Below are 23,676 nucleotides of genomic sequence, written 5' to 3' on the forward strand. Positions count from 1 at the left end.
GACTGACGCGTGAAGGAATCCAACTTGAGCGAACTTCTCAACCGCCGCCTGGCCCTGCTCGGCAAGCACGAACACCTCTCTTTGCTCGAGCAATGCCTGCACGGCATCGAGCGCGAATGCCTGCGCGTCACCGGTGAAGGCCGACTGGCACAAACGCCGCATCCCGAGGCGCTGGGCGCTGCACTGACCCACGAACAGATCACCACCGACTATTCCGAGTCGCTGCTTGAGTTCATCACACCGGCGTTGCCCAACCCGGCCGATACCCTGAGCAGCCTCGACAAGATCCACCGTTTTGCCTACAGCAAGCTTGGCAACGAGTACCTGTGGAGTCCATCGATGCCGTGCCCGTTGCCGGCCGAGGAAGATATTCCGATTGCCTACTACGGCACCTCCAACATCGGACAGCTCAAGTACGTGTATCGCAAGGGCCTGGCCCTGCGGTACGGCAAGACCATGCAGTGCATCGCCGGTATTCACTACAACTTTTCCCTGCCGGAAGACCTCTGGCCGTTGCTAAAGGAAGCCGAAGGCTTCGTGGGTACCGACCGGGATTACCAGTCCACGGCCTACATCGCGCTGATCCGCAACTTCCGTCGCTACAGCTGGCTGCTGATGTACCTGTTCGGCGCCTCACCGGCCCTGGACGCGGGTTTCCTGCGCGGTCGCTCGCACCAGCTCGAAGTGCTGGACGCCGACACCCTGTACCTGCCGTACGCCACCAGCCTGCGCATGAGCGACCTGGGTTACCAGAGCAACGCCCAGGCCGGCCTGACGCCGTGCTACAACGACCTGGCGAGCTACACCGACAGCCTGCGCGAAGCTGTGGCAACACCCTACGCACCGTACGTCGAAGTCGGCACCCATAAGGACGGTGAGTGGGTTCAGCTCAACACCAACATCCTGCAGATTGAAAACGAGTACTACTCCAACATCCGGCCCAAGCGCGTGACCTACACCGGCGAGCGGCCGATCCAGGCGCTGATGGCCCGTGGCATCCAGTACATCGAAGTGCGTTGCCTGGACATCAACCCGTTCCTGCCAATGGGCATCGACTTGCAAGAGTCGCGCTTCCTCGATGCGTTCCTGCTGTATTGCGCGCTGAATGACAGCCCGCTGTTCGCCGATAACGAGTGCGGCAACGCCACCTCCAATTTCCTCAGCGTGGTCAAGGAAGGTCGCCGTCCTGGCCTGCAATTGCAGCGCCGTGGCGAATCGGTGGACATGAAGGAATGGGCCGCCGAGTTGCTGGAGCAGATTGCTCCGCTGGCAGCCTTGCTGGATCAGAGCCAGGGCATCACTGAACACAGCCAGGCGCTGGACGCCCAGTTGGCGAAGGTCAAGGATTCGTCCCTGACCCCGTCGGCTCAGGTGCTGGCGGCGATGAGCGAGCGTAAAGAGAGCTTTGCGCAGTTCTCGTTGCATCAGAGCCAGGTGCACGCAGAACACTTCCGCAGCGAGCCGTTGAAGGCTGAGGAACAGACTCGTTTTGAGGAGCTGGCGCGTAGTTCGTTGGCGCAGCAGGCGGAGCTTGAGCAGAACGAAGTGGGCGATTTTGACGTGTTTGTCGGGTCGTACCAGGCCAGCATCCTCGCTATCAGTAACTAAAAGCCTGGCACAAAACCCTGTGGGGGCCGGGCTCTTGTGGGAGCCGGGCTTGCCCGCGATGCAGGCGCCGCGGTATTTCATTAGTACCGAGTCGATGCTATCGCAGGCAAGCCAGCTCCCACATTTGGCCATGCGCCTTCTAACTTGGTGCTCGAGTTTCTCCTCATAAGCTAATTCGAAAATGTTATTTCTTTTCGGATTCTTAGATCATTTAGTCTTCTCATACGCCGACCTCCGGCCGCCTGATGAGGACTTCCCCTTGAAACTGCACTTCCCCCTTCGCCTCTTGGCGGCATTGTCCCTGGCCGGCGCCAGCCTGTTTGCCCAGGCCGCCGACGTCACCATCGCTTACCAGACCACCGTTGACCCGGCGAAAGTCGCCCAGGCCGACGGCGCTTACGAAAAAGCCACCAACGCCAAGATCGACTGGCGCAAGTTCGACAACGGTGCAGACATCATCGCCGCCATCGCTTCCGGCGACGTGCAGATCGGCTACCTCGGTTCCAGCCCGCTGACCGCTGCCGTGACCCGCAAGGTCCCGGTGGAAACCTTCCTGATCGCCACCCAGATCGGCGGTGCCGAAGCCCTGGTGGCCCGCAACGGTTCCGGGATCAACAGCCCGCAGGACCTGATCGGCAAGAAAGTCGCCGTGCCGTTCGTTTCCACCGGCCACTACAGCCTGCTGGCCGCGCTGAAGCACTGGAACATCGACCCTTCCAAAGTGACCATCCTCAACCTCGCCCCGCCGGCCATCATCGCCGCCTGGAAGCGTGGTGATATCGACGCGACTTACGTATGGGACCCAGCCCTCGGCGTGGCCAAGGAAAACGGCAAGGTGCTGATCACCTCCGGCGAACTGGCCAAGTTTGGCGCACCGACTTTCGATGCCTGGATCGTGCGTAAGGATTTCGCCGAGAAGCACCCGGAAATCGTCACGGCTTTTGCCAAGGTCACCCTGGATGCCTACGCCGCTTACCGCAAAGACCCACAAGCCTGGCTGGCGGACAAAGGCAACGTCGACAAACTGGTGAAGCTCTCCGGGGCCAAGGCCAGCGACATTCCATTACTGCTGCAGGGCAACGTCTACCCGCTGGCGGCTGACCAGGTGACCCTGCTCGGCGCGCCAACCACCAAGGCTGTCACCGACACCGCCGCGTTCCTCAAGGAACAGGGCAAGGTCGACGCCGTACTGCCGGACTACGCCCCGTACGTCAGCCCGAAGTTCATCACTAACTGATACCAGGAGTTCACCGCGATGGCCTTGCTACAACTGGAGCGCATCAGCGCACAGTACCCAGGCAGCCCGGAGCCCGTACTGGCCGATATTTCCTTGAGCCTTGGGCCCCAGCAATTGCTGGTGGCCCTCGGTCCTTCCGGCAGTGGCAAGACTTCGCTGTTGAACCTGATTGCCGGTTTTGTCGAACCCAGCGCCGGGCGCATCACCCTTGACGGTGTGCCGGTAAAAGGACCAAGCGCCGAACGCGGCGTGGTGTTCCAGGACGACGCCCTGCTGCCCTGGCAGGACGTGCTGGCCAACGTCGGCTTCGGCCTGGAACTGGCGGGCGTGCCCAAGGCCCAGCGTGAAATCCGTGCCCGGGAAATGCTCGCCCTGGTAGACCTCGCCGGTTTCGACAGCCGCCGCATCTGGCAACTCTCCGGTGGCCAGAAGCAACGTGTGGGCCTGGCCCGCGCGTTGGCCGCCGACCCGCGCGTATTGCTGATGGATGAACCCTTCGGCGCCCTCGATGCCTTCACCCGCGAACAGATGCAGGAGCTGCTGCTGCAAGTCTGGCGGCGCACAGCCAAGCCGGTGTTCCTGATTACCCATGACATCGAAGAAGCGGTGTTCCTCGCTACGGACCTGATTCTGCTGGCGCCCAACCCCGGGCAGATCGTCGAACGCCTGAGCCTGGACTTCGGCCAGCGTTATGCCGCCGGTGAGTCGGCACGGGCGATCAAGTCCGACCCGCGCTTTATCGAAACCCGCGAACACGTGCTGGGCAAGGTGTTCTCCCAACGGCAGGTGTCCGCATGAGCAGTTATGAATTACCGGCCACGGCCGCCAAGCCGGTGACCAAACCCGCCGTGCCCGTACGCCGCAGCCTGAGCACCCGCTGGATCAGCGTGCTCACCTTGGTGACCCTGGTTGCCATCTGGTGGGCCGTGACCGCCAGCGGGCTGATCGAGCCACTGTTCCTGCCACCGCCTTCGGCCGTGCTGCAAAAAGGCTGGCTGCTGGCGACCACCGGCTACATGGACTCCACCTTGTGGCAGCACCTGGGCGCGAGCCTCAAGCGCATCGGCCTCGGCCTCGGTTTTGCCGTACTGACCGCCGTGCCGGTGGGGATTGCCATTGGCTCCAATCGCATCGCCCGGGGCATTCTGGATCCGCTGATCGAGTTTTACCGGCCGATTCCGCCGCTGGCTTACTTGCCGCTGATCGTGATCTGGTGCGGTATCGGTGAGCTGTCCAAGGTGCTGCTGATCTACCTGGCGATTTTTGCGCCGATCGCCATCGCCACCGCCACCGGCGTACGCACCGTCGACCCGGCCAAATTGCGCGCTGCGCAGTCGTTGGGCGCGACCCGGGCACAGCTGATTCGCTACGTGATCCTGCCAAGCGCCCTCCCCGACATCCTCACCGGCGTGCGGATTGGCCTGGGTGTCGGCTGGTCGACCCTGGTGGCCGCCGAGCTGATCGCCGCCACCAGCGGCCTGGGCTTCATGGTGCAGTCCGCCGCGCAATTCCTGGTCACCGACGTGGTGGTGCTGGGGATTCTGGTGATCGCGCTGATCGCCTTCGCCATGGAAATGGGCTTGCGTGCCCTGCAGCGCAAATTGGTGCCGTGGCATGGCCAGGCACACTAAGAAATTTTCGACGAGAATCCCATGAGCAGCCTGACCGTAACACCTCTCAGCACCGCCCTTGGCGCACAGATCAGTGGCGTCGACATCACCCAACCGCTGAACATCGAGCACCGCGACGCGATCGAACAGGCGCTGCTCAAACATTCGGTGCTGTTCTTCCGCAATCAGCCGATCAACCCGCAGCAACAGGCGCGGTTCGCGGCAAATTTCGGCGACCTGCACATTCACCCGATCTACCCCAACGTGCCGGAACAGCCTGAAGTGCTGATCCTCGACACCGCCGTGACCGACGTACGCGACAACGCCATCTGGCACACCGACGTGACTTTCCTGCCCACGCCCGCCCTCGGCGCGGTGCTCAGCGCCAAGCTATTGCCGGAGTTTGGTGGCGATACGTTATGGGCCAGCGGGATTGCCGCGTATGAGGCGCTGTCGGAGCCGTTCAAAAAGCTGCTGGAGGATTTGACGGCGACCCATGACTTCACCCGCTCCTTCCCTCTGGAACGCTACGGCAATACGCCGGAAGACCTGGCACGCTGGGAAGAAGCCCGGCGCAAGAACCCACCGCTGTCCCATCCGGTGATTCGTACGCATCCGGTGAGCGGGCGTAAATCGCTGTTCGTCAGTGAAGGGTTCACCAGCAAGATCAACGAACTGGAGCCGGCAGAAAGCGAGGCGGTGCTGAAGCTGTTGTTTGCGCACGCGACACGGCCGGAATTCACCATTCGCTGGCGTTGGCAGAAAAATGACGTGGCGTTCTGGGATAACCGCGTGACCCAGCATTACGCGGTGGATGATTACCGGCCGCAACGGCGGGTGATGCATCGGGCGACAATTTTGGGGGATGTGCCGTTCTAGCAGGCACTCCACAAATCAAATGTGGGAGCGGGCTTGCTCGCGAAGGCGGTGAATCAGTCGACATATCCAGCGACTGACACTCCGCTTTCGCGAGCAAGCCCGCTCCCACATTGGGTAGGGGTTGATGCAGAAATCAGGCTCTACCGCTTATTCAGCCGTAGACGGCTTTTCCCACAAGTTAATCCCGCCTTCCTGGGCAAACCGATCAATCTCCGCCAGTTCCTGCGCGCTGAAGCTCAGGTTCTGCAACGCCCCGACGTTTTCAATGATCTGCTCCGGCCGGCTCGCGCCGATCAGGGCGCTGGTGACCCGTGGATCACGCAACGTCCACGCCAACGCCATCTGCGCCAGGCTCTGGCCACGGCGCTTGGCAATTTCATTCAGCGCGCGGGCGTGGGCGATGTTGGCCTCGGACAAGTGCTTGGCCTGCAACGAACCACCCCCCGGACGATTGACCCGCGCATCCGCCGGTACGCCGTTGAGGTATTTGTCGGTCAGCAGGCCCTGGGCCAATGGCGTGAACGCGATCACCCCGGCACCGAGCTCTTCGGTGACGTCCAGCAGGTCTTTTTCCACCCAGCGGTTGAGCAGGTTGTAGGCCGGCTGGTGGATCAGCAGCGGGACTTTCCACTCCTGGAGCAGCGCCGCAATTTCCCGGGTTTTCACGCCGGAGTAGGACGAGATCCCGATGTACAACGCCTTGCCCTGTTGCACGGCGGTGGCCAGTGCGCTGGCGGTTTCTTCCAGCGGGGTGTCGGCATCAAAACGGTGGGAGTAGAAGATGTCCACGTAGTCGACGCCCAGGCGTTGCAGGCTCTGGTCGAGGCTCGCCAGCACGTACTTGCGCGAACCGCCGCCCTGGCCATAAGGGCCCGGCCACATGTCCCAGCCCGCCTTGCTGGAGATGATCAGTTCATCGCGGTAATGCTTGAAGTCTTCCCGCAGCAAACGACCGAAGTTGATCTCGGCGCTGCCGTACGGGGGGCCGTAGTTGTTGGCCAGGTCGAAGTGGTTGATACCCAGGTCGAACGCCGTGCGCAGCAAGGCGCGCTGGGTGTCGATCGGGGTGCTGTCGCCAAAGTTGTGCCACAGCCCCAGGGACAGTGCCGGCAGCACCAGTCCGCTGCGACCTACGCGGCGGTAAGGAATAGATTCATAGCGGTTTTCGGCAGCAATGTAAGTCATCGAATCCTCTCTGGTCTTAGAGCAAATAAGGCCTGGGAATAACGATATTCCCAAGCCTTTTAAGCAGCTGAATCGCTTAAGGTGCTCGCTCTTTGTACAGCAATTTCCTACCAGAGTGGAACGACGTAGCTCACATAGAAGCGGTTTTCATCTTGCACGGTGGCACCGGTGATATCCGGGCTGGCGTGGGCATTTCGCCATGTCACACCCAGGCCTTTGAGGGTGCCGGTGGGCACCTGGTAAGCCAAGGTGACGTTACGTTCCCATTCACTGGTAGTGCCTTGGGTCGTGCGAATGTCATCACCGTGTGCGTAGGACGTGGCGAAGGTCAGGCCGTTAAGGCCGAGTTTGCCGAAGTCATATTTGTACTGCGCCAGCCAGGTGCGCTCGCCGGCATGCTGGAACTTGTTCAGTTGCATGTTGGTGAGTGCCGGGGTGTCGGCACCCGAGCCCGGGCCCTGGTTGCTGGCACCGCTGTTCAGGCCGGAATCCAGGTACGGGAAGTCGCTGTCGCCGCTGTTTTTCTGGATGCCCAGGCCGACGGTATGGCCGTCCAGGCTGTAGCTTTCCAGCAGGCTGACGGTGGACTGGTTGATGCGACCCTTGGAGGTGCCATCGCCGTAGAGACCCGCAGCGGAATAGTCTTTGTCGCCCGCCGCGTTTTCACCCACACCCAGGCTGCGGTACAGGCGCACGTCGGTGTCGATCGCGCCGACAGGCAAGGCGTCATGGCGCTTGGCACCGAGGAAGAACTGCTGGTAGTAATCCTCAAGGTTGGAGTACCACAGGCTGACGGTGGTGTCCGGCAAACCTTTGTAGTCCGCGCCGCCGTAGAGGAAGCGATCACTTTCTTTGGTGCCGCCGGCGGTGATCATGCCCTGGTCGCCGGTTTCGTTGCGGATCTTGGTCTTGAGGATGTCACCGGCGGTAAAGGTGAAGTCGGTCAAGTCCTTGGAAACCAACTGCACGCCAGTGTTGGTCTGCTGGTACAGGCGGCCGTCGGTGTTGGCCAGTACCGGGTTGTTGCCGTACAGCGTGCCGACGCGCAACTCATCCTGGGCGAAGCGCATCTTGAAGGTCGGGCTGAGCACGCCGAACTGGTCGGCGGACTTGCCGTTATCCAGCGGGAACATGCTGCCGGGGTAGCGGCCCTGGTGATCCTTGTCATTGAGGTCGCCACCGGAGTCCAGTTTCAAACCGTAGAACGCCTGCAGGTCCAGACCAAAGCCCACCGGGCCATCGGTGTAGCCGGACTTGAAGTTGAACTCAAAACCCTGGCCCCAATCGCGGATGCTGTGGGCCTTGTTATTGCTGTTCACCACATCCCGCCCCTGCTGATTGAGGTAGCGGTTGAGCAGGGTCACGTCGGCGTGGCTGTCATCGATAAAATCGGCGTGGGCGGACAGCATAAAGCTCGCCATGGCGGCACCCACCATGGGGCTTAATAACGTCTTCATTGGTACCGGTCTCCGTCACTGTTCTGAAATGAAAGCGTCAAACGCTTCACACAATTAGGCGATGGCCATGTGACAGTTCGGAGTCAAAACACCCTTTACCCGGATGAAATTAAATTTAAGAAACCCTTCAAGCACGGGGCTTTGCGGGCGCTGGCGAGCGCTTCAGCGCGCCAAGGGTGGAGGAGTATGGAGGAGAGACAGGAGCAAAAAAAAGGCCCTGTTCGAGGTATTGAACAAGGCCTTTTCGTTTAGCGAACCAGGTGCAGGAACTGCATATGCCGTTCGTACTGGTCGAGGATGTCGTTGATGATCTGCTCCTTGGTGTAGCCCACCAGGTCGTAGTCCTGGCTGCCCTCACTCAAGTGCACTTCCGCCCGGTAGTAGCGGCGGTTGTTGAGCTGCTTGGACCCCATGCCGCCCCGTGCGAATGACGGGGTGAAATAGCCGCGCATCTGCACTTGGTATACGAACGGATGCTGCTCGCCGTGGCCGATTTCCAGGCTGACGCTGTCGTTGGCCGGGTCAGGCTGGGTGACGACGTTGAGGCCTTTTTCGACAAATACGGCCGTCACTTCTTCGATCGCCGGACGCACCGTGGTCTCGAGGAAACGGTACACCTCATCCCGTGACGGGAAATGCACCGCCTGGCTCAGGCGCTGGCGCCAACCGCCCGTGCCCTTGCGTGAGCCCGACACCGGCGCGAGGGAGTGCATCTGCGCAATCTGTTTCTGCGACTCAAGGTAGAACGCCTTGTGCAGCCCCCACATCATCAGCAGCAAAATCATCGAGAACGGCAGCGAGGTCAAGACCACGGCAGACTTGAGCGAATCGATGCTGCCGGCAAACAGCAGCGCGCTGGTCACCAACGCGGTCATCGCGCCCCAGAACACCCGCAGCCACTTCGGCCCGTCTTCATCGGCGTTGCCGCCTTTGGCCGACAAGGTCGAGAGCACCACGGTGCCGGAGTCGGCCGAGGTGACGAAGAACACGAAGCTGATGAATACGGTGACCGCAATGACCGTCTTGCTCCACGGGTAGGTTTCCAGCAGCAGGTAGAGGCTCATCGACGGATCATCGATGGCCGACTGACCGAGCGCCGTGAGGCCGTGGTTGAGCACCTGGTCGATGGCGCTGTTGCCGAAGATCGACATCCACGCCAGGGTGAAGCCCAGCGGGATCAACAGCACGCCGAACACGAACTCACGGATGGTGCGGCCGCGGGAAATACGCGCGATGAACAGGCCCACGAACGGCGACCATGCGATCCACCAGGCCCAATAAAACACGGTCCAGCCACCCAGCCAGTCGCTGGGTTTGTCGTAGGCGTAGAGGTCGAAACTCTTGGTCGGCAAGGCGCCAAGGTAGTCGCCGATGTTCTGGATCAGGGTGTTGAGCAAGTGCTGGGTGGGCCCGGCGAACAACACGAACAGCAGCAGCGCGCAGGCCAGCAGCATGTTGATGTCGGACATCACCCGCACGCCTTTATCGACACCGGAGACAGCCACCAGGATCGCCGCGCCCATCATCAAGGTGATGAGGCCGACCTGGATCCACTGGGTGTGGGCCACGCCGAACAAGTAGTCCAGCCCGGAGTTGAGGTGCAACACGCCAAAGCCCATGTCGGCGCCGAGGCCGAACACCGTGGCGATGATGCCAAAGCCGTCCACTGCATAACCGATCGGGCCGTTGATGCGCTTGCCAATCAGCGGGTACAGCGCCGAGCGCAACGCCAGCGGCAGGTTATGCCGGTAGGCGAAGTAGGCCAGGGCCATGCCGACGAAGGCGAACACGCCCCAGCCATGCAGGCCCCAGTGCAGAAACAGAATCTGCATGGCCTGGCGCGCGGCGTCACCGTTCAGCGCTTCGCCCTGGGGCGGTTGCACCAGGTGAGTCAACGGTTCGGAAACGCAAAAGAAAAACAGCGTGATGCTGATCCCCGCGGCGAACAGCATGCCGGCCCAGGACAGGTAACTGAATTCGGGCTCGTCGTGGTCGGCACCGAGTTTGATCTTGCCGTAGCCCGATAACGCGGTGACCACCACGAAGACCAGATACAGGGTCATCGCCAGCATGTAGTACCAGCCGACCGTATTGGCCGCCCAGTTTTGTGCGGCCAGCAGCCAGGCGCCGGCTTGTTCGGGAATTGCGATGACAGTCAGGCCGAACAGCAAGATGAAGCTCGCGGCGAAGTAAAACACCGGCGGGTTCATGCGGACCAGACCGCTGGAAGGTGTGGACGATGCACTCATGAAGGGCGCACCTCAAGGGTGTGGGATGTGGCTGTAAAAAACGGACTCAGCAAAGGTAAGCCTCCTGTTGTGAGCGGGCAGCGAACCACCGATTTAACTTGAACGAACAGTCAAGTTAAACATGGATAGGGGTTTGAGGACTAATCGCAGGGCCGAGTGGTAGGTGTTTCCTACACTAGCTCAAGGAATGGTATGACGTATGGAGATGACGAAACGTTCAGCGATGGCTGAGGGAAATACTGGCCGAGACTGGAATGCGATCCATTGTGGGAGCTGGCTTGCCTGCCATTGCGGTGGGTCAGCCAGACATCTGTTGCTGATACACCTCTATCGCAGGCAAGCCCACATTTGATCTGTGTGATCTTGAGAGAGGGGTGCTACTTCTGCGTCCCATCATCATGCTGCAGATTCGCCTGGGTCAGGTTCGCCCCCGCCGGCACGCTCCGCGTCAGCCACACGTTGCCGCCAATGGTCGAACCCTTGCCAATGGTAATCCGCCCCAGAATCGTCGCCCCGGCGTAGATCACCACATCATCCTCGACAATCGGATGCCGCGGATGGCCCTTCTGCAACTGCCCGTCTTCATCCGCCGGGAAGCGCTTGGCGCCCAAGGTCACGGCTTGATAGATACGCACCCGCTCGCCGATGATCGCCGTCTCGCCAATCACCACACCTGTCCCGTGGTCGATAAAGAAGCTCGGGCCGATCTGCGCGCCCGGGTGGATATCAATCCCGGTCGCAGAGTGCGCGATTTCCGCACTGATCCGCGCCAGCAACGGCAAGCCCGCCCGATACAAGTGGTGCGCCAGGCGATGGTGAATCACCGCCAGAATCCCCGGGTAGCACAACAGCACTTCATCCACGCTGCGCGCCGCCGGGTCCCCGTGGTAGGCGGCGAGTACGTCGGTGTCCAACAGGCTGCGCAAGGCTGGCAATGCCAGGGCGAAATCCTGGATCAGGTGGATGGCATGGGCGTCTACCTCACTGTCATCCTGGCCGCCTTGCCGTGCGGCATACCGCAGCTCCAGTCGCGCCTGGGCGAGCAACGCGTTCAGCGCCACATCCAGGGTATGGCCGACGTAGAAGTCTTCACTTTCTTCACGCAGGTCCACCGGCCCCAAACGCATGGGGAACAGCGCACCACACAACGCCTCGAGAATCTGCGCCACGGCTTCCCGTGAAGGCAGCTCGCGCCCACCCTGCTCGCCGCTGACCCGGCCATTGCGGGTGCGCCACTGGTCCCGGGCGCTGCGCAGCTGGCTGACGATGGTCTGTAATTGCCAATGACTGGAACGCTCACTCACGGTCTTCACTCCTGACGAAATGCCCACCACTTTACGGCAAGGCACCTGAGCGTCCTTAAGAACCAATAGTGCAATGCTAATAACCCGTCGACATAAGCGATTGGCGGTTGCCGACGCAAAAGTGCCTGCCTATAGTCCCAGCATCTCTGACCAACCGTGCGTAGCCATGATCAAACAACAGCTCGACCGCTTTAACCGTCTGGAACTGCTGGGCGGCGCCACTGCCCTGGAAAAACTCGAGCGGCTGTCGGCGTGGCTGGGGCGTGACGTCTACGTCAAACGCGACGACACCACACCACTGGCGATGGGCGGCAACAAGCTGCGCAAACTCGAATACCTCGCCGCCGATGCCCTGGCCCAGGGTACCGACACCCTGGTGACCGCTGGCGCGATTCAGTCCAACCATGTACGTCAAACCGCCGCACTGGCCGCCAAGCTGGGCCTGGGCTGCGTCGCCCTGCTGGAAAACCCGACAGGCACCGATGACCCCAACTACCTGGCCAACGGCAACCGCCTGTTACTGGAACTGTTCGACGCCAAGGTCGAGCTGGTAGAAAACCTGGACAACGTCGACGACCAGCTCAACGCCCTCGCCGACCGCCTGCGCAGCAACGGCAAGAAGCCGTATCTGGTGCCCATCGGCGGCTCCAACGCCCTCGGCGCCCTGGGTTACGTGCGCGCCGGGCTGGAACTGGCCGGGCAGATTGAAGCCAGTGGCATCCCGTTCTCCACCGTGGTCCTGGCCTCCGGCAGCGCAGGCACCCACAGCGGGCTGGCACTGGCACTGGCCGAAGTACTGCCGGACCTGCAAGTGATTGGCGTCACAGTGTCCCGCACCGACGAAGCCCAGCGCCCCAAGGTGCAAGGCTTGGCCGAACGTACGGCCGAATTGCTCGGCGTGCCGGTGCCCGACGCGTTCAAGGTGATCCTGTGGGACGAGTACTTCGCGCCCCGTTATGGCGAGCCGAGTGCCGGCACGCTGGCGGCGATCAAGCTGGTGGCGAGCCAGGAAGGCCTGCTGCTGGACCCGGTCTACACGGGCAAAGCCATGGCCGGGTTGCTGGATGGCATTGGCCGGCAGCGCTTTGAAGAGGGACCGATCATCTTCCTGCACACCGGTGGCTCACCCGCCTTGTTTGCTTATAATTCGAGCTTTTGATATTCCATAAAGAAATATCAATCTGATTTTATATTATTTTCAAGTCTTAAAAACCGGCTTTATAGTCGCGCCGTAGGCGAGCTTGATGGCGATACGCATGACTGGGCAGATCCAAAACACCGAGTTGATGCAATCGCGGGCAAGCCCGGCTCCCACACACGGCGCTTTTAAGGCAGGATACGACTACCGCGTCACCTGCATCGCTCAACATAAAAAACACAGGGGCTCTTCATGACTATTTCCGTATTCCGTCGCACGTTACTGGTTGGTACGTTGGGGCTGGCGCTTGGCGCCGGGTGGCTCGGTCAGGCAGTTGCCGGCGAGCAGTTGGACAACATCAAGAAAGCCGGCGAAATCAAGATTGGCCTGGAAGGCACCTACCCACCGTTCAGCTTCGTCGATGAAAGCGGCAAACTCAGCGGTTTCGAGGTCGAGTTGTCTGAAGCGCTGGCCCAGAAACTCGGCGTCAAGGTCAAGCTGCAAGCCACACCGTGGGATGGCATCCTCGCCGCCCTGGAATCCAAGCGCCTGGACGCGGTCGTCAACCAGGTGACCATCTCCGACGCGCGCAAGGAAAAGTACGACTTCTCCAAGCCGTATACCGTCTCCGGTATCCAGGCGCTGACCCTGGCGAAAAACGCCGACACCATCAAGACCGCCGACGACCTGGCCGGCAAGAAGATCGGTGTGGGCCTGGGCACCAACTACGAACAATGGCTCAAGGAAAACCAACCGAAAGCCATCGTCAAAACCTATAACGATGACCCCACCAAGTTCCAGGACCTGCGCATCGGCCGTGTCGACGCCATCCTGATCGACCGCCTGGCGGCGCTGGAATACGCCAAGAAAGCCAAGGACACCGCCGCTGCAGGTGCTGCGTTCTCCCGTCAGGAAGCCGGTATTGCCCTGCGCAAAGGCGAGCCTGAACTGCTGGCTGCGGTGAACAAGGCCCTCGACGAACTGCGCGCCGACGGTACCTTGAAGAAGCTGTCCGAGAAGTACTTCAACGCTGACGTTACTCAATAATGGAAGCAGGTTTCCAACTCGCGCTGGACTCCGCGCCCTTTCTGCTCAAGGGCGCGTATTACACGGTCATTCTTAGCCTTGGCGGGATGTTTTTCGGCTTGCTGCTGGGCTTCGGCCTGGCCTTGATGCGCCTGTCGCGCTTCAAGCTGTTGAGCTGGACCGCCCGCGTCTACGTGTCGTTCTTTCGCGGCACGCCCTTGCTGGTACAGCTGTTTCTGATCTACTACGGCTTGCCGCAAGTGGGCATCGAGCTGGATCCTATCCCGGCGGCCATGATCGGCTTCTCGCTGAACATGGCCGCTTATGCCTGTGAAATCCTGCGTGCCGCCATCGGTTCCATCGAGCGCGGCCAGTGGGAGGCTGCGGCCAGTATCGGCATGACCCGTGCGCAGACCCTGCGCCGGGCCATCCTGCCGCAGGCCATGCGCACGGCCTTGCCGCCGTTGGGCAACAGCTTTATTTCCCTGGTCAAGGATACCGCCCTGGCCGCCACCATCCAGGTGCCGGAACTGTTCCGCCAGGCGCAATTGGTCTCGGCCCGTACCTTCGAAATTTTCACCATGTATCTGTCCGCCGCCTTGATCTACTGGATTCTTGCCAGCGTTCTGGCGCACGTGCAAAACCGCCTGGAAGCACGAGTCAACCGGCATGACCTGGAGTCTTGAAGCATGATCGTGGTTGAAAAACTGACCAAACAATTCAAGGGTCAGGTGGTGCTTAACGGGATCGACCTTGAGGTCAAGGAAGGCGAAGTCGTCGCCATCATCGGCCCCAGCGGTTCCGGCAAGACCACCTTCTTGCGCTGCCTGAATTTCCTCGAAGAACCCACCAGTGGCCGGATCAAGGTCGGTGACATCGAGATCGACAGCAGCCGCCCGCTCAATCAACAGCAAGGCCTGGTGCGGCGCCTGCGCCAGCACGTCGGTTTTGTGTTCCAGAACTTCAACCTGTTCCCGCATCGCACCGCCCTGGAGAACGTCATCGAAGGCCCGATCGTGGTCAAGAAGATGCCCCGGGGCGCCGCAGACGCCCTCGGCCGCAAGCTGTTGGCCAGGGTCGGCCTGGCGGGCAAGGAAGACGCCTACCCACGGCGCCTGTCCGGCGGCCAGCAGCAACGGGTAGCCATTGCCCGGGCCTTGGCGATGGAACCGGAGGTGATCCTGTTCGATGAACCCACCTCGGCCCTGGACCCGGAACTGGTAGGCGAAGTGCTGGCGACCATCCGTAGCCTTGCGGAAGAAAACCGCACCATGGTCATCGTGACCCACGAGATGAGTTTTGCGCGGGATGTTGCCAATCGCGTGATCTTCTTCGACAAGGGCGTAATTGTTGAACAAGGCGATGCAAAGGCACTGTTTGCCAACCCGAAAGAAGAACGTACCCGGCAGTTTCTCAGCAAGTTCATCAACAACTAACTTGCGCCTATCAAGTGTAAGAAACTTCGCTTTATAGAGTTGCCGAAAGGCAACTCGCCTCTTAGGCGTTTTTTGGGAAAAGCCCTTTATTCATTGGGCAAAAGTCACCTTGAAACACACACTTGCAGCGACCCGCCAGTAAGACCCTTCTGAATATTCCATAACCCCCTGTTTGCCCCGCCCAGCCTCTTGACGCCAACTAACCAAGCCTCTTATCTAGAACCCAGATAATTGGATCCATTCCGGTTTTTCATTAAGTCGTTCCTTTCGGACTACGCCGCCTGCCCGCGCTTAATGTCCGGAGCGATGGCTGCTGGCTGCATCAAGGAGATTATTTATGAAGCGTATTTCCACTCAGGCGCTGCTCACTGCCCCGACCTTGCCCCAGGCCAATCGAGAAGGCATCAATGCCCTCGCCGCGACAAACTTGCAAGTCGATATCGCGCCTTACTGCGGCATGGATGAAGGCGACCTGATCGAGTTGTTCTGGAACAACTGCTTTGCCGCCTCACGGCGTGTCACCGCCGGCAAAATCGGCATGTCCACCAGCCTGCGGGTGCCGGAAAGCTTTGTGCAAAATGGCCCGGCGCGGATTCATTACCGGGTCATGCAAGTCGGACGCGACTCGGCGCGCTCAGCCATCACTCGGATACAGATCAAGACCGATTACCCCGGCGGCCGGCCCTGCGCACTGAGCATTGACGAAAACCAGAACCTGGCCGCCGTCAGCCTGCCCGAAACCATCCGCCGCCATGGCGTCAACAGCAGCCAGATTCGCCGAGGCGTGCCTCTCACCATCGAGCCGTACCTGAACATGGCGACCGACGACGAGATCACGCTGCGCTGGGGTGACGTACGCCTGGACCTGCCCAAAATCCAGGCCAGCGATGTCGGCAAGGCCGTGCAGGTGTGGGTGCCATCGTCGGTCATCGTCGAGGCCGGGGACGACCATCGCCTCGAAGTCACTTACTGCATTCTCGACCGGGTCGGCAATAATTCACGCTGGGCGCCAGCCCGCACCCTGCGCATCGCTACGTACGCTCCCAAGGCCCCGACCAGCCCCGCCAAGCCTGCGCTGGTCTACCAACCCCGCCGCCCCGGTTCACCCTGTGAGCCCGGGTGACAGACCTTCTATGCATATTCCTAAAAGTTAGTTTATTAAAAAATTTAACACGCTTAGGGTATATGCACCGGACCACCGGACATTCCTGATTTTTTATCTTTTCAACGGATGTGAGGTAGGTATGGTCAAAATTACCCCGGTGCGTAACGCCAGGGCATTGCGTGCAGCCAAGGAGCGGCGCTGATGTCTAACTTGGCACAAACACCCCCCCAGAGTGATCTGGACGTCGCCCCGCTGTTGTTGCCCGCCAAGGTGCTGCGCAACGACGCCGAGGCACTGAGCGCGGCTCATGAGCTGGCACAGGCTGCGCGCCTGCAAGCGGCCAAGCGCGATCAGCAACGCAAACTGCCTTGGGCTGAACTCGAACACTTCACCCGCAGTGGCCTGGGCAGTATTTCCATTCCCCGTGAGTACGGCGGCCCGCAAGTGTCCTTTGTGACCCTGGCGGAAGTGTTCGCGATCATCAGTGCGGCCGACCCGGCGCTGGGGCAAATCCCGCAGAACCATTTCGGCATCCTGCACGTGCTGCAAGGTGCGGCCAGCGAGCGCCAGAAAAAGCAGCTGTTCCAGAGCGTGCTGGACGGCTGGCGCATCGGCAACGGCGGCCCGGAACGCGGCACCAAAAACACCCTGGACCTCAAGTCACGCATCACCGCCGAGGGTGACGGCTACGTCATCAGTGGCCAGAAGTTCTACTCCACCGGCGCGCTATTCGCCCACTGGGTGGCGGTCAAGGCGTTGAACGATGACGGCAAAGTCGTCATGGCGTTCGTGCGCCGTGGCACCGAAGGCCTGCGTATCGTCGATGACTGGTCAGGCTTTGGCCAACGCACCACGGCCAGCGGCACGGTACTGCTCGATCAGGTGGCGGTGGACGCCGAACTGGTGGTGGAGACGTGGCGCCTCGGCGAAACGCCGGGGATCCAGGGCGCCGTTTCGCAATTGATCCAGGCGGCCATCGACGCCGGCATCGCCCGTGGTGCTCTCGAAGACACCATCAGCTTTGTACGCGAACGCTCCCGGCCATGGATCGACGCCAAGGTCGAGCGGGCCAGCGATGACCTGTATGTGATCGCCGATATCGGCAAGCTGAAGATCGAACTGCACGCCGCTGAAGCCCTGCTGCGCAAGGCCGGCCAGGTACTGGACCAAGTCAGTGCCGCACCGATCACCGCGCAGTCAGCCGCACGCGCCTCGATTGCCGTGGCCGAAGCCAAGGTGCTGACCACCGAGATTTCCTTGCTTGCCAGCGAAAAGCTGTTCGAACTGGCCGGCAGCCGCGCGACCCTCGCCGAATTCAACCTCGACCGTCACTGGCGCAACGCCCGGGTGCACACCCTGCACGACCCGGTGCGCTGGAAATATCACGCGGTGGGCGCCTATCACCTGAACGGCACTTTGCCTGCCCGGCATTCCTGGATTTAACGACCAGACCTCTGGAGAAACCTATGACTCTTTCTCATCACGTCGCGGTTATTACCAGCGATGAACAAGCCCTTATTGTCGCCAGCGACCTGGCCGAAGACTTCCGCCGCGACAGCGCCTTGCGTGACCGCGAACGCCGCTTGCCCCTGCCTGAATTGGACGTGTTTTCCCGCTCCGGCCTGTGGGGCATCAGCGTACCCAAGGAATTCGGCGGTGCCGGCGTTTCCAACGTGACGCTGGCCAAGGTCACGGCACTGATTGCCCAGGCGGATGCATCCTTGGGGCAGATCCCGCAGAACCACTTTTATGCCCTCGAAGTACTGCGGGTAAATGGCAGCCCGGCGCAGCAAAAACGCCTGTACGCCGAAGTCCTCGCCGGCCAGCGCTTCGGCAATGCCCTGGCGGAGCTGGGCACCAAGACCGCCCACGACCGCATCACGAAAATCACCCGCGACGGTGACGGTTTCCGTATCACCGGTCGCAAGTTCTACTCGACCGGTGCGATCTACGCCCAACGCATTCCCACGTCTGTAGTGGACGAAAACGGCGTGCAGCAACTGGCCTTTGTCACCCGTGACAGTGAGGGTCTAACTGTGATCGACGACTGGAGCGGCTTCGGCCAGCGCACCACCGGCAGCGGTTCGGTGGTGTTCGATAACGTGTGGGTCGCGGCCCAGGACGTGATTCCGTTCCAGAGCGCCTTCGAACGCCCGACCACCGTCGGCCCGCTGGCGCAGATCCTTCACGCCGCCATCGACACCGGCATCGCCCGTGCGGCCTATGAAGATGCGCTGCACTTCGTGCGCACCAAGACCCGGCCATGGATCGACGCCACCAGCGACAAGGCCACCGAAGACCCGCTGACCCTGAAAAGCTTCGGCCACTTGAGCATCCGCCTGCACGCCACAGAAGCCCTGCTGGAGCGCTCCGGTGAATTCCTCGACCGTGCCCAAGCTGACAGCAATGCCGACACCGTCGCGGCCGCATCCATCGCCGTCGCTGAAGTGCGCGCCCTGAGCACCGAGATTTCCCTGGCCGCCGGCAGCACCCTGTTCGAACTCGCGGGCAGCCAGGCCACCCTCGCCGAACACGGTCTGGACCGCCACTGGCGCAACGCTCGGGTGCACACCCTGCACGACCCGGTGCGCTGGAAGTATCACGCGGTGGGCAATTACTACCTCAACGATGAAAACCCGCCACTGCGGGGGACTATCTGATGGCCAAGAAAAAGATCCTGCTCAATGCCTTCAACATGAACTGCATCGGGCACATCAACCATGGCCTATGGACCCATCCACGGGACACTTCGACTCAATACAAGACCCTCGAATACTGGACCGAACTGGCACAGCTGCTGGAGCGCGGACTGTTCGACGGGCTGTTCATCGCCGACATCGTCGGCGTGTACGACGTCTACCAGAATTCGGTGGATGTGCCGCTCAAAGAGTCTATCCAGCTGCCGGTCAACGACCCGTTGCTGCTGGTCTCGGCCATGGCGGCGGTGACCAAAAACCTCGGCTTCGGCCTGACCGCCAACCTCACCTACGAACCGCCGTATCTGTTCGCCCGGCGCATGTCGACCCTCGACCACCTGAGCCGTGGCCGGGTGGGCTGGAACATCGTCACCGGCTATCTGGACAGTGCCGCCAAGGCCATGGGCCTGACCGAGCAGGTCGAGCATGACCGGCGCTACGACCAGGCCGACGAATACCTGGAAGTGCTCTACAAGCTTTGGGAAGGCAGTTGGGAAAACGACGCGGTGATCAACGATCCGCAGGCGCGGGTGTATGCCCAGCCGGAGAAGGTGCACAAGGTCGAGCACAAGGGCGAGTTCTATCAGGTCGAGGGCTATCACCTGTGCGAGCCGTCGCCGCAACGCACACCGGTGCTGTTCCAGGCGGGCAGTTCGGACCGTGGCTTGCTGTTCGCCGGGCGTCATGCCGAGTGCGTATTCATCAGTGGGCAGAACAAGGCCTCGACCAAAACCCAGGTGGACAAGGTGCGCGCCAGCGCCGTGGAAGCCGGGCGTAACCCGGACGACATCAAGGTGTTCATGGGGCTGAACGTGATTGTGGGCGCCACCGAAGAGGCCGCGTGGGCCAAGCACGCCGAGTACCTGAGCTACGCCAGCGCGGAAGCCGGCGTGGCGCATTTCTCGGCGTCCACGGCGATTGATTTCTCCCAGTACGACATCGATGAACCGATCCAGTACGTAAAGAGCAACGCCATTCAGTCGGCCACCAAAAACCTGCAAAACAACGACTGGACCCGGCGCAAATTACTGGAGCAACACGCCCTCGGCGGCCGCTACATCACACTGGTGGGTTCGCCGGCACAGGTGGCGGATGAACTTGAATCATGGATCAGCGAAACCGGCCTGGATGGCTTCAACCTGACGCGCATCGTTACCCCGGAAAGCTACGTCGACTTTATCGAACTGGTAGTGCCGGAGCTGCAGCGCCGGGGCTCGTACAAGACCGCGTATGACACCGGGACGCTGCGGGAAAAAGTCTTCCACCACTCAGCGCACCTGCCCGAACAACACACCGGTTCCACCTACCGACACTGAACCAAAATGTGGGAGCTGGCTTGCCTGCGATTGCGGAGTGTCAGTTGAAGAAATGTCGCTGACCCACCGCTATCGCAGGCAAGCCAGCTCCCACAGTTGACCGAGTTGCTCACACAAATACCTTATGACTGGAAATCCACGATGAAAAAAACATTGCTCAGCCACCCAGTCAAAGCACTGGCCCTCGCCCTCGGACTCTTCAGCTCGGCGGTGTTTGCCGCTGACGCACCGTTGAAGGTCGGCACCACTGCCGCCTTCGCGATTCCCCTGGAAGCCGCCGTCGAAGAGGCCGGCAAACAGGGTTTGAAAGTCGAACTGGTGGAGTTCACCGACTGGATTGCACCCAACGTCAGCCTGGCAGCGGGCGATATCGACGTGAACTACTTCCAGCACATCCCGTTCCTGGAAAACGCCAAGGCCGCCGCCGGGTTTGACCTGGTGCCGTTCGCGCCGGGGATCATCAACAACGTCGGGCTGTATTCGAAGAAGTACAAAAGCATCAATGACCTGCCCCAGGGCGCCAGCGTGGCGATTGCCAACGACCCGATCAACAGCGGTCGCGGCCTGCAACTGCTGGCCAAGGCCGGCTTGATCACCCTCAAGCCGGGCGTGGGCTACAAGGCCACTGAAGAAGACATCGTCACCAACCCGAAGAAGATCAAGATCCTGCAAGTGGAAGCCGTGCAACTGGTGCGCGCCTATGACGACGCCGACCTGGTGCAGGGCTACCCGGCGTATATCCGCCTGTCCAAGACCTTCGATGCCGAGTCGGCGCTGCTGTTCGACGGCCTCGACCACCCGGAATACGTGATCCAGTTCGTGGTACAGCCCAAGAGCAAAACCGACCCGCGTGTGATCAAGTTCGTCGACATCTACCAGCACTCGCCGGTGGTGCGCGCCGCGTTGGATAAATCCCTTGGCAAGCTCTACCAAGTGGGCTGGGAAGATAAAAAATGACCGCCGCCCACTCTCAACTGCGCGACCTGGGCTTGCCACCCAGGGACGCCGAGCAGACAGAACTGCACCCTGACCTGAACCGCGCGCACGTGCGCTTTATCAACCTGGGCAAGACCTATGACGGCCAATCCGTGCCCGCCCTGCAAGGCATCGACCTGGCGATCCAGCGCGGCGAAGTCTTCGGCATCATCGGCCGCAGCGGCGCTGGCAAGTCGTCGCTGATCCGCACCATCAACCGCTTGGAACAACCGAGCAGCGGCCGGGTATTGATTGACCAGGTCGACATCGGCGACTTCGACGAAGACCGCCTGGTAGCCCTGCGCCGGCGCATCGGCATGATCTTCCAGCACTTCAACCTGATGTCGGCCAAGACCGTGTGGCAGAACGTCGAACTGCCGCTGAGAGTCGCGGGTGTGCCCAGGGAACAGCGCGAGAAGAAGGTTCGTGAACTGCTGGAATTGGTCGGCTTGCAGGATAAGCACAAGGCTTACCCGGCGCAGCTGTCCGGCGGGCAAAAACAGCGGGTGGGCATCGCCCGTTCGCTGGTGCATGACCCGCAGATTCTGTTGTGCGATGAAGCCACTTCGGCGCTCGACCCGGAGACCACCCAATCCATCCTCGGCCTGCTGCGGGAGATCAACAAACGCCTGGGCCTGACCATCGTGTTGATCACCCACGAAATGGCCGTGATTCGCGAAATCTGCGACCGCGTCGTGGTGCTGGAACACGGCCACGTGGTCGAGCAAGGCCCGGTGTGGGAAGTGTTTGGCAACCCGCAGCACGACGTCAGCAAAACCCTGCTGGCGCCGCTGCAACACGGCTTGCCTGAAGAGTTGCAAAGCCGCTTGCAGGCCAATCCGGCATCCAAGGACGCTGCCGTGGTGCTGCGCTTGCAACTGACCGGGAGTGCCGAAGACGAACCAGACCTGGCGGCATTGTTCAGCGCCCTCGGCGGGCGCGTGCGTTTGCTGCAAGGCGGCGTGGAGCGTATCCAGGGGCATGCCTTGGGGCAATTACTGCTGGCGGTGAGCGGCTCGGCCCTGACCGCCGAAGAACTGCGCGCCCGCGCCGGGCGCTGGGCACAACAGGTGGAGGTGCTGGGCTATGTGGTTTGATCGTTTATTGCAGGGCGCCATCGACACGCTGTTGATGGTCGGCGTGTCATCGCTGATCGCGCTGCTGGTGGGGATTCCGCTGGCGGTGTTCCTGGTGACCAGCGACAAGGGCGGCATCTATCAGGCGCCCGCGTTGAACCGGGTGCTGGGGGCGTTCGTTAACCTGTTCCGCTCGATTCCATTTCTGATTCTGATGGTGGCGCTGATCCCGTTCACCCGGCTGATCGTCGGCACCACCTACGGCGTATGGGCGGCGGTGGTGCCGTTGACGATCGCAGCCACGCCGTTCTTTGCGCGGATCGCCGAAGTCAGCTTGCGCGAAGTCGATCACGGCTTGATCGAGGCGGCCCAAGCCATGGGTTGCCGGCGCTGGCATATCGTCTGGCATGTGCTGCTGCCGGAGGCGCTGCCGGGGATTGTCGGCGGGTTCACGATTACCCTGGTGACGATGATCAACTCCTCGGCCATGGCCGGGGCAATTGGCGCCGGCGGGCTGGGGGATATTGCCTATCGCTATGGCTATCAGCGTTTTGACACGCAGATCATGCTCACCGTGATTGTGCTTCTGGTGATCCTGGTAGCCGTGATTCAGTTGGGCGGCGATCGGTTGGCCAGGGTTCTGAACAAGAGGTGAGGTATAGTCGGGCCATCTCAGCGCCCGGTATTGCCCGCCATGAAACTCGCCCCCGACGACCTCGACCAGATCACCGCCACCACTCTCGGCCACTACAACAAAGTGGCCGAGGATTTCCGTGAAGGCACCCGCGATCACGATGTGAGCCAGAACATTGATGCGCTGCTGCGGCATATCCAGGGCGACGCGCCGTTTACCGTACTGGATTTTGGCTGCGGGCCGGGGCGGGATTTGCAGACGTTTGCGCGCATGGGCCATATCGCGGTGGGGCTCGATGGTTCGGAGCGCTTTGCACAGATGGCCCGGGAAGACAGCGGCTGTGAGGTGCTGCAACAGGACTTCCTGAAGCTGGATTTGCCCGCCGGGCGTTTCGACGGGATCTTCGCCAACGCGGTGCTGTTCCATATTCCCAAGCAGGAGCTGCCGCGCATTCTTGGGCAGTTGCATGGGGCGTTGAAGGTCGGTGGGGTGTTGTTCAGCTCAAACCCTCGGGGTGAAAACCAAGAGGGTTGGAATGGGCCGCGGTATGGCTCGTATCACGACTTGCAGGCTTGGCAGGAACTGCTGACGGCGGCAGGGTTTGTGGAGTTGGAGCATTACTACCGGCCCGCTGGGTTGCCTCGGGAACAGCAGCCGTGGCTGGCGAGTGTGTGGAAGAAAGTTTAGAGCTGCATTGCCTGAACCAGCCTCATCGCAGGCAAGCCAGCTCCCACCCTTGATCGGT

The 23,676-nt window shown here is 61.2% G+C and carries 21 protein-coding genes; 17 read left to right on the forward strand and 4 right to left on the reverse strand.

The window, feature by feature from the left end; all coding sequences use genetic code 11:
* Positions 1 to 24 precede the first annotated feature (24 nt).
* The 5 genes from gshA (at position 25) to tauD (ending at position 5,334) form a co-directional block, all read left to right on the forward strand.
* Positions 25 to 1,608, forward strand: a complete 1,584-nt coding sequence (gshA, locus tag JFU58_RS31500) for a glutamate--cysteine ligase (RefSeq protein WP_201143072.1) — start codon at positions 25 to 27, stop codon at positions 1,606 to 1,608.
* A 259-nt stretch (positions 1,609 to 1,867) separates the two neighbouring features.
* Positions 1,868 to 2,845: a taurine ABC transporter substrate-binding protein gene (gene tauA, locus JFU58_RS31505; protein WP_003213167.1), complete on the forward strand. Its 978-nt coding sequence runs from the start codon at positions 1,868 to 1,870 to the stop codon at positions 2,843 to 2,845.
* An 18-nt stretch (positions 2,846 to 2,863) separates the two neighbouring features.
* Positions 2,864 to 3,643, forward strand: coding sequence for a taurine ABC transporter ATP-binding subunit (gene tauB, locus JFU58_RS31510; RefSeq protein WP_029615807.1), 780 nt, complete (start codon positions 2,864 to 2,866; stop codon positions 3,641 to 3,643).
* Complete coding sequence (tauC, locus tag JFU58_RS31515) at positions 3,640 to 4,476, forward strand: taurine ABC transporter permease TauC (RefSeq protein ID WP_177025821.1); 837 nt, start codon at positions 3,640 to 3,642, stop codon at positions 4,474 to 4,476. Before tauB ends, tauC begins: the two co-directional genes overlap by 4 nt.
* A gap of 21 nt (positions 4,477 to 4,497) precedes the next feature.
* A complete protein-coding gene (gene tauD, locus JFU58_RS31520; protein ID WP_093202891.1) occupies positions 4,498 to 5,334 on the forward strand; it encodes a taurine dioxygenase in 837 nt (278 codons plus the stop codon).
* A gap of 147 nt (positions 5,335 to 5,481) precedes the next feature.
* Here the strand turns inward: tauD and mgrA are convergent, their stop codons facing one another.
* The 4 genes from mgrA to epsC all read right to left on the reverse strand — a co-directional run bounded on the left by mgrA (position 5,482) and on the right by epsC (position 11,529).
* Positions 5,482 to 6,519, reverse strand: a complete 1,038-nt coding sequence (gene mgrA, locus JFU58_RS31525) for an L-glyceraldehyde 3-phosphate reductase (protein WP_003211877.1) — start codon at positions 6,517 to 6,519, stop codon at positions 5,482 to 5,484.
* Positions 6,520 to 6,626: 107 nt separating this feature from the next.
* Positions 6,627 to 7,955 carry an OprD family outer membrane porin gene (locus JFU58_RS31530; protein WP_093202895.1) on the reverse strand — a complete coding sequence of 443 codons (1,329 nt, stop codon included), beginning with the start codon at positions 7,953 to 7,955 and terminating at the stop codon, positions 6,627 to 6,629.
* A gap of 269 nt (positions 7,956 to 8,224) precedes the next feature.
* Positions 8,225 to 10,186, reverse strand: coding sequence for a choline transporter BetT (gene betT, locus JFU58_RS31535; RefSeq protein WP_003211865.1), 1,962 nt, complete (start codon positions 10,184 to 10,186; stop codon positions 8,225 to 8,227).
* Positions 10,187 to 10,602: 416 nt separating this feature from the next.
* Complete coding sequence (epsC, locus tag JFU58_RS31540) at positions 10,603 to 11,529, reverse strand: serine O-acetyltransferase EpsC (RefSeq protein WP_010168915.1); 927 nt, start codon at positions 11,527 to 11,529, stop codon at positions 10,603 to 10,605.
* Positions 11,530 to 11,695: 166 nt separating this feature from the next.
* Here epsC and JFU58_RS31545 point away from each other — a divergent pair, with 166 nt between their 5' ends.
* The 12 genes from JFU58_RS31545 to JFU58_RS31600 all read left to right on the forward strand — a co-directional run bounded on the left by JFU58_RS31545 (position 11,696) and on the right by JFU58_RS31600 (position 23,618).
* Positions 11,696 to 12,688, forward strand: a complete 993-nt coding sequence (locus JFU58_RS31545) for a D-cysteine desulfhydrase (protein WP_201143073.1) — start codon at positions 11,696 to 11,698, stop codon at positions 12,686 to 12,688.
* A gap of 231 nt (positions 12,689 to 12,919) precedes the next feature.
* Positions 12,920 to 13,714 carry a cystine ABC transporter substrate-binding protein gene (tcyJ, locus tag JFU58_RS31550; RefSeq protein ID WP_063033596.1) on the forward strand — a complete coding sequence of 265 codons (795 nt, stop codon included), beginning with the start codon at positions 12,920 to 12,922 and terminating at the stop codon, positions 13,712 to 13,714.
* Positions 13,714 to 14,379, forward strand: coding sequence for a cystine ABC transporter permease (gene tcyL, locus JFU58_RS31555; RefSeq protein ID WP_063033597.1), 666 nt, complete (start codon positions 13,714 to 13,716; stop codon positions 14,377 to 14,379). Before tcyJ ends, tcyL begins: the two co-directional genes overlap by 1 nt.
* A gap of 3 nt (positions 14,380 to 14,382) precedes the next feature.
* Positions 14,383 to 15,129 carry an L-cystine ABC transporter ATP-binding protein TcyN gene (tcyN, locus tag JFU58_RS31560; RefSeq protein WP_093202912.1) on the forward strand — a complete coding sequence of 249 codons (747 nt, stop codon included), beginning with the start codon at positions 14,383 to 14,385 and terminating at the stop codon, positions 15,127 to 15,129.
* Between the two features lie 337 nt (positions 15,130 to 15,466).
* Positions 15,467 to 16,252: a hypothetical protein gene (locus tag JFU58_RS31565; protein ID WP_093202916.1), complete on the forward strand. Its 786-nt coding sequence runs from the start codon at positions 15,467 to 15,469 to the stop codon at positions 16,250 to 16,252.
* Between the two features lie 183 nt (positions 16,253 to 16,435).
* Positions 16,436 to 17,677: an SfnB family sulfur acquisition oxidoreductase gene (locus JFU58_RS31570; RefSeq protein WP_177025817.1), complete on the forward strand. Its 1,242-nt coding sequence runs from the start codon at positions 16,436 to 16,438 to the stop codon at positions 17,675 to 17,677.
* A gap of 23 nt (positions 17,678 to 17,700) precedes the next feature.
* Positions 17,701 to 18,894 carry an SfnB family sulfur acquisition oxidoreductase gene (locus JFU58_RS31575; protein WP_177025816.1) on the forward strand — a complete coding sequence of 398 codons (1,194 nt, stop codon included), beginning with the start codon at positions 17,701 to 17,703 and terminating at the stop codon, positions 18,892 to 18,894.
* Positions 18,894 to 20,246: an LLM class flavin-dependent oxidoreductase gene (locus tag JFU58_RS31580; RefSeq protein ID WP_063033602.1), complete on the forward strand. Its 1,353-nt coding sequence runs from the start codon at positions 18,894 to 18,896 to the stop codon at positions 20,244 to 20,246. The genes JFU58_RS31575 and JFU58_RS31580 overlap by 1 nt, the downstream gene beginning before the upstream one ends.
* A 141-nt stretch (positions 20,247 to 20,387) precedes the next feature.
* Positions 20,388 to 21,203 carry a MetQ/NlpA family ABC transporter substrate-binding protein gene (locus JFU58_RS31585; protein WP_177071052.1) on the forward strand — a complete coding sequence of 272 codons (816 nt, stop codon included), beginning with the start codon at positions 20,388 to 20,390 and terminating at the stop codon, positions 21,201 to 21,203.
* Positions 21,200 to 22,318, forward strand: a complete 1,119-nt coding sequence (locus JFU58_RS31590; protein WP_177025814.1) for a methionine ABC transporter ATP-binding protein — start codon at positions 21,200 to 21,202, stop codon at positions 22,316 to 22,318. Before JFU58_RS31585 ends, JFU58_RS31590 begins: the two co-directional genes overlap by 4 nt.
* On the forward strand, positions 22,308 to 22,952 hold the full coding sequence (locus JFU58_RS31595) for a methionine ABC transporter permease (RefSeq protein ID WP_003211840.1): 645 nt from the start codon (positions 22,308 to 22,310) through the stop codon (positions 22,950 to 22,952). Before JFU58_RS31590 ends, JFU58_RS31595 begins: the two co-directional genes overlap by 11 nt.
* 39 nt (positions 22,953 to 22,991) lie before the next feature.
* Positions 22,992 to 23,618, forward strand: coding sequence for a class I SAM-dependent methyltransferase (locus JFU58_RS31600; protein ID WP_177025813.1), 627 nt, complete (start codon positions 22,992 to 22,994; stop codon positions 23,616 to 23,618).
* Positions 23,619 to 23,676: the final 58 nt, after the last annotated feature.

It is taken from the genome of Pseudomonas sp. TH34, assembly GCF_016650865.1.
Lineage (GTDB): Bacteria > Pseudomonadota > Gammaproteobacteria > Pseudomonadales > Pseudomonadaceae > Aquipseudomonas > Aquipseudomonas yamanorum.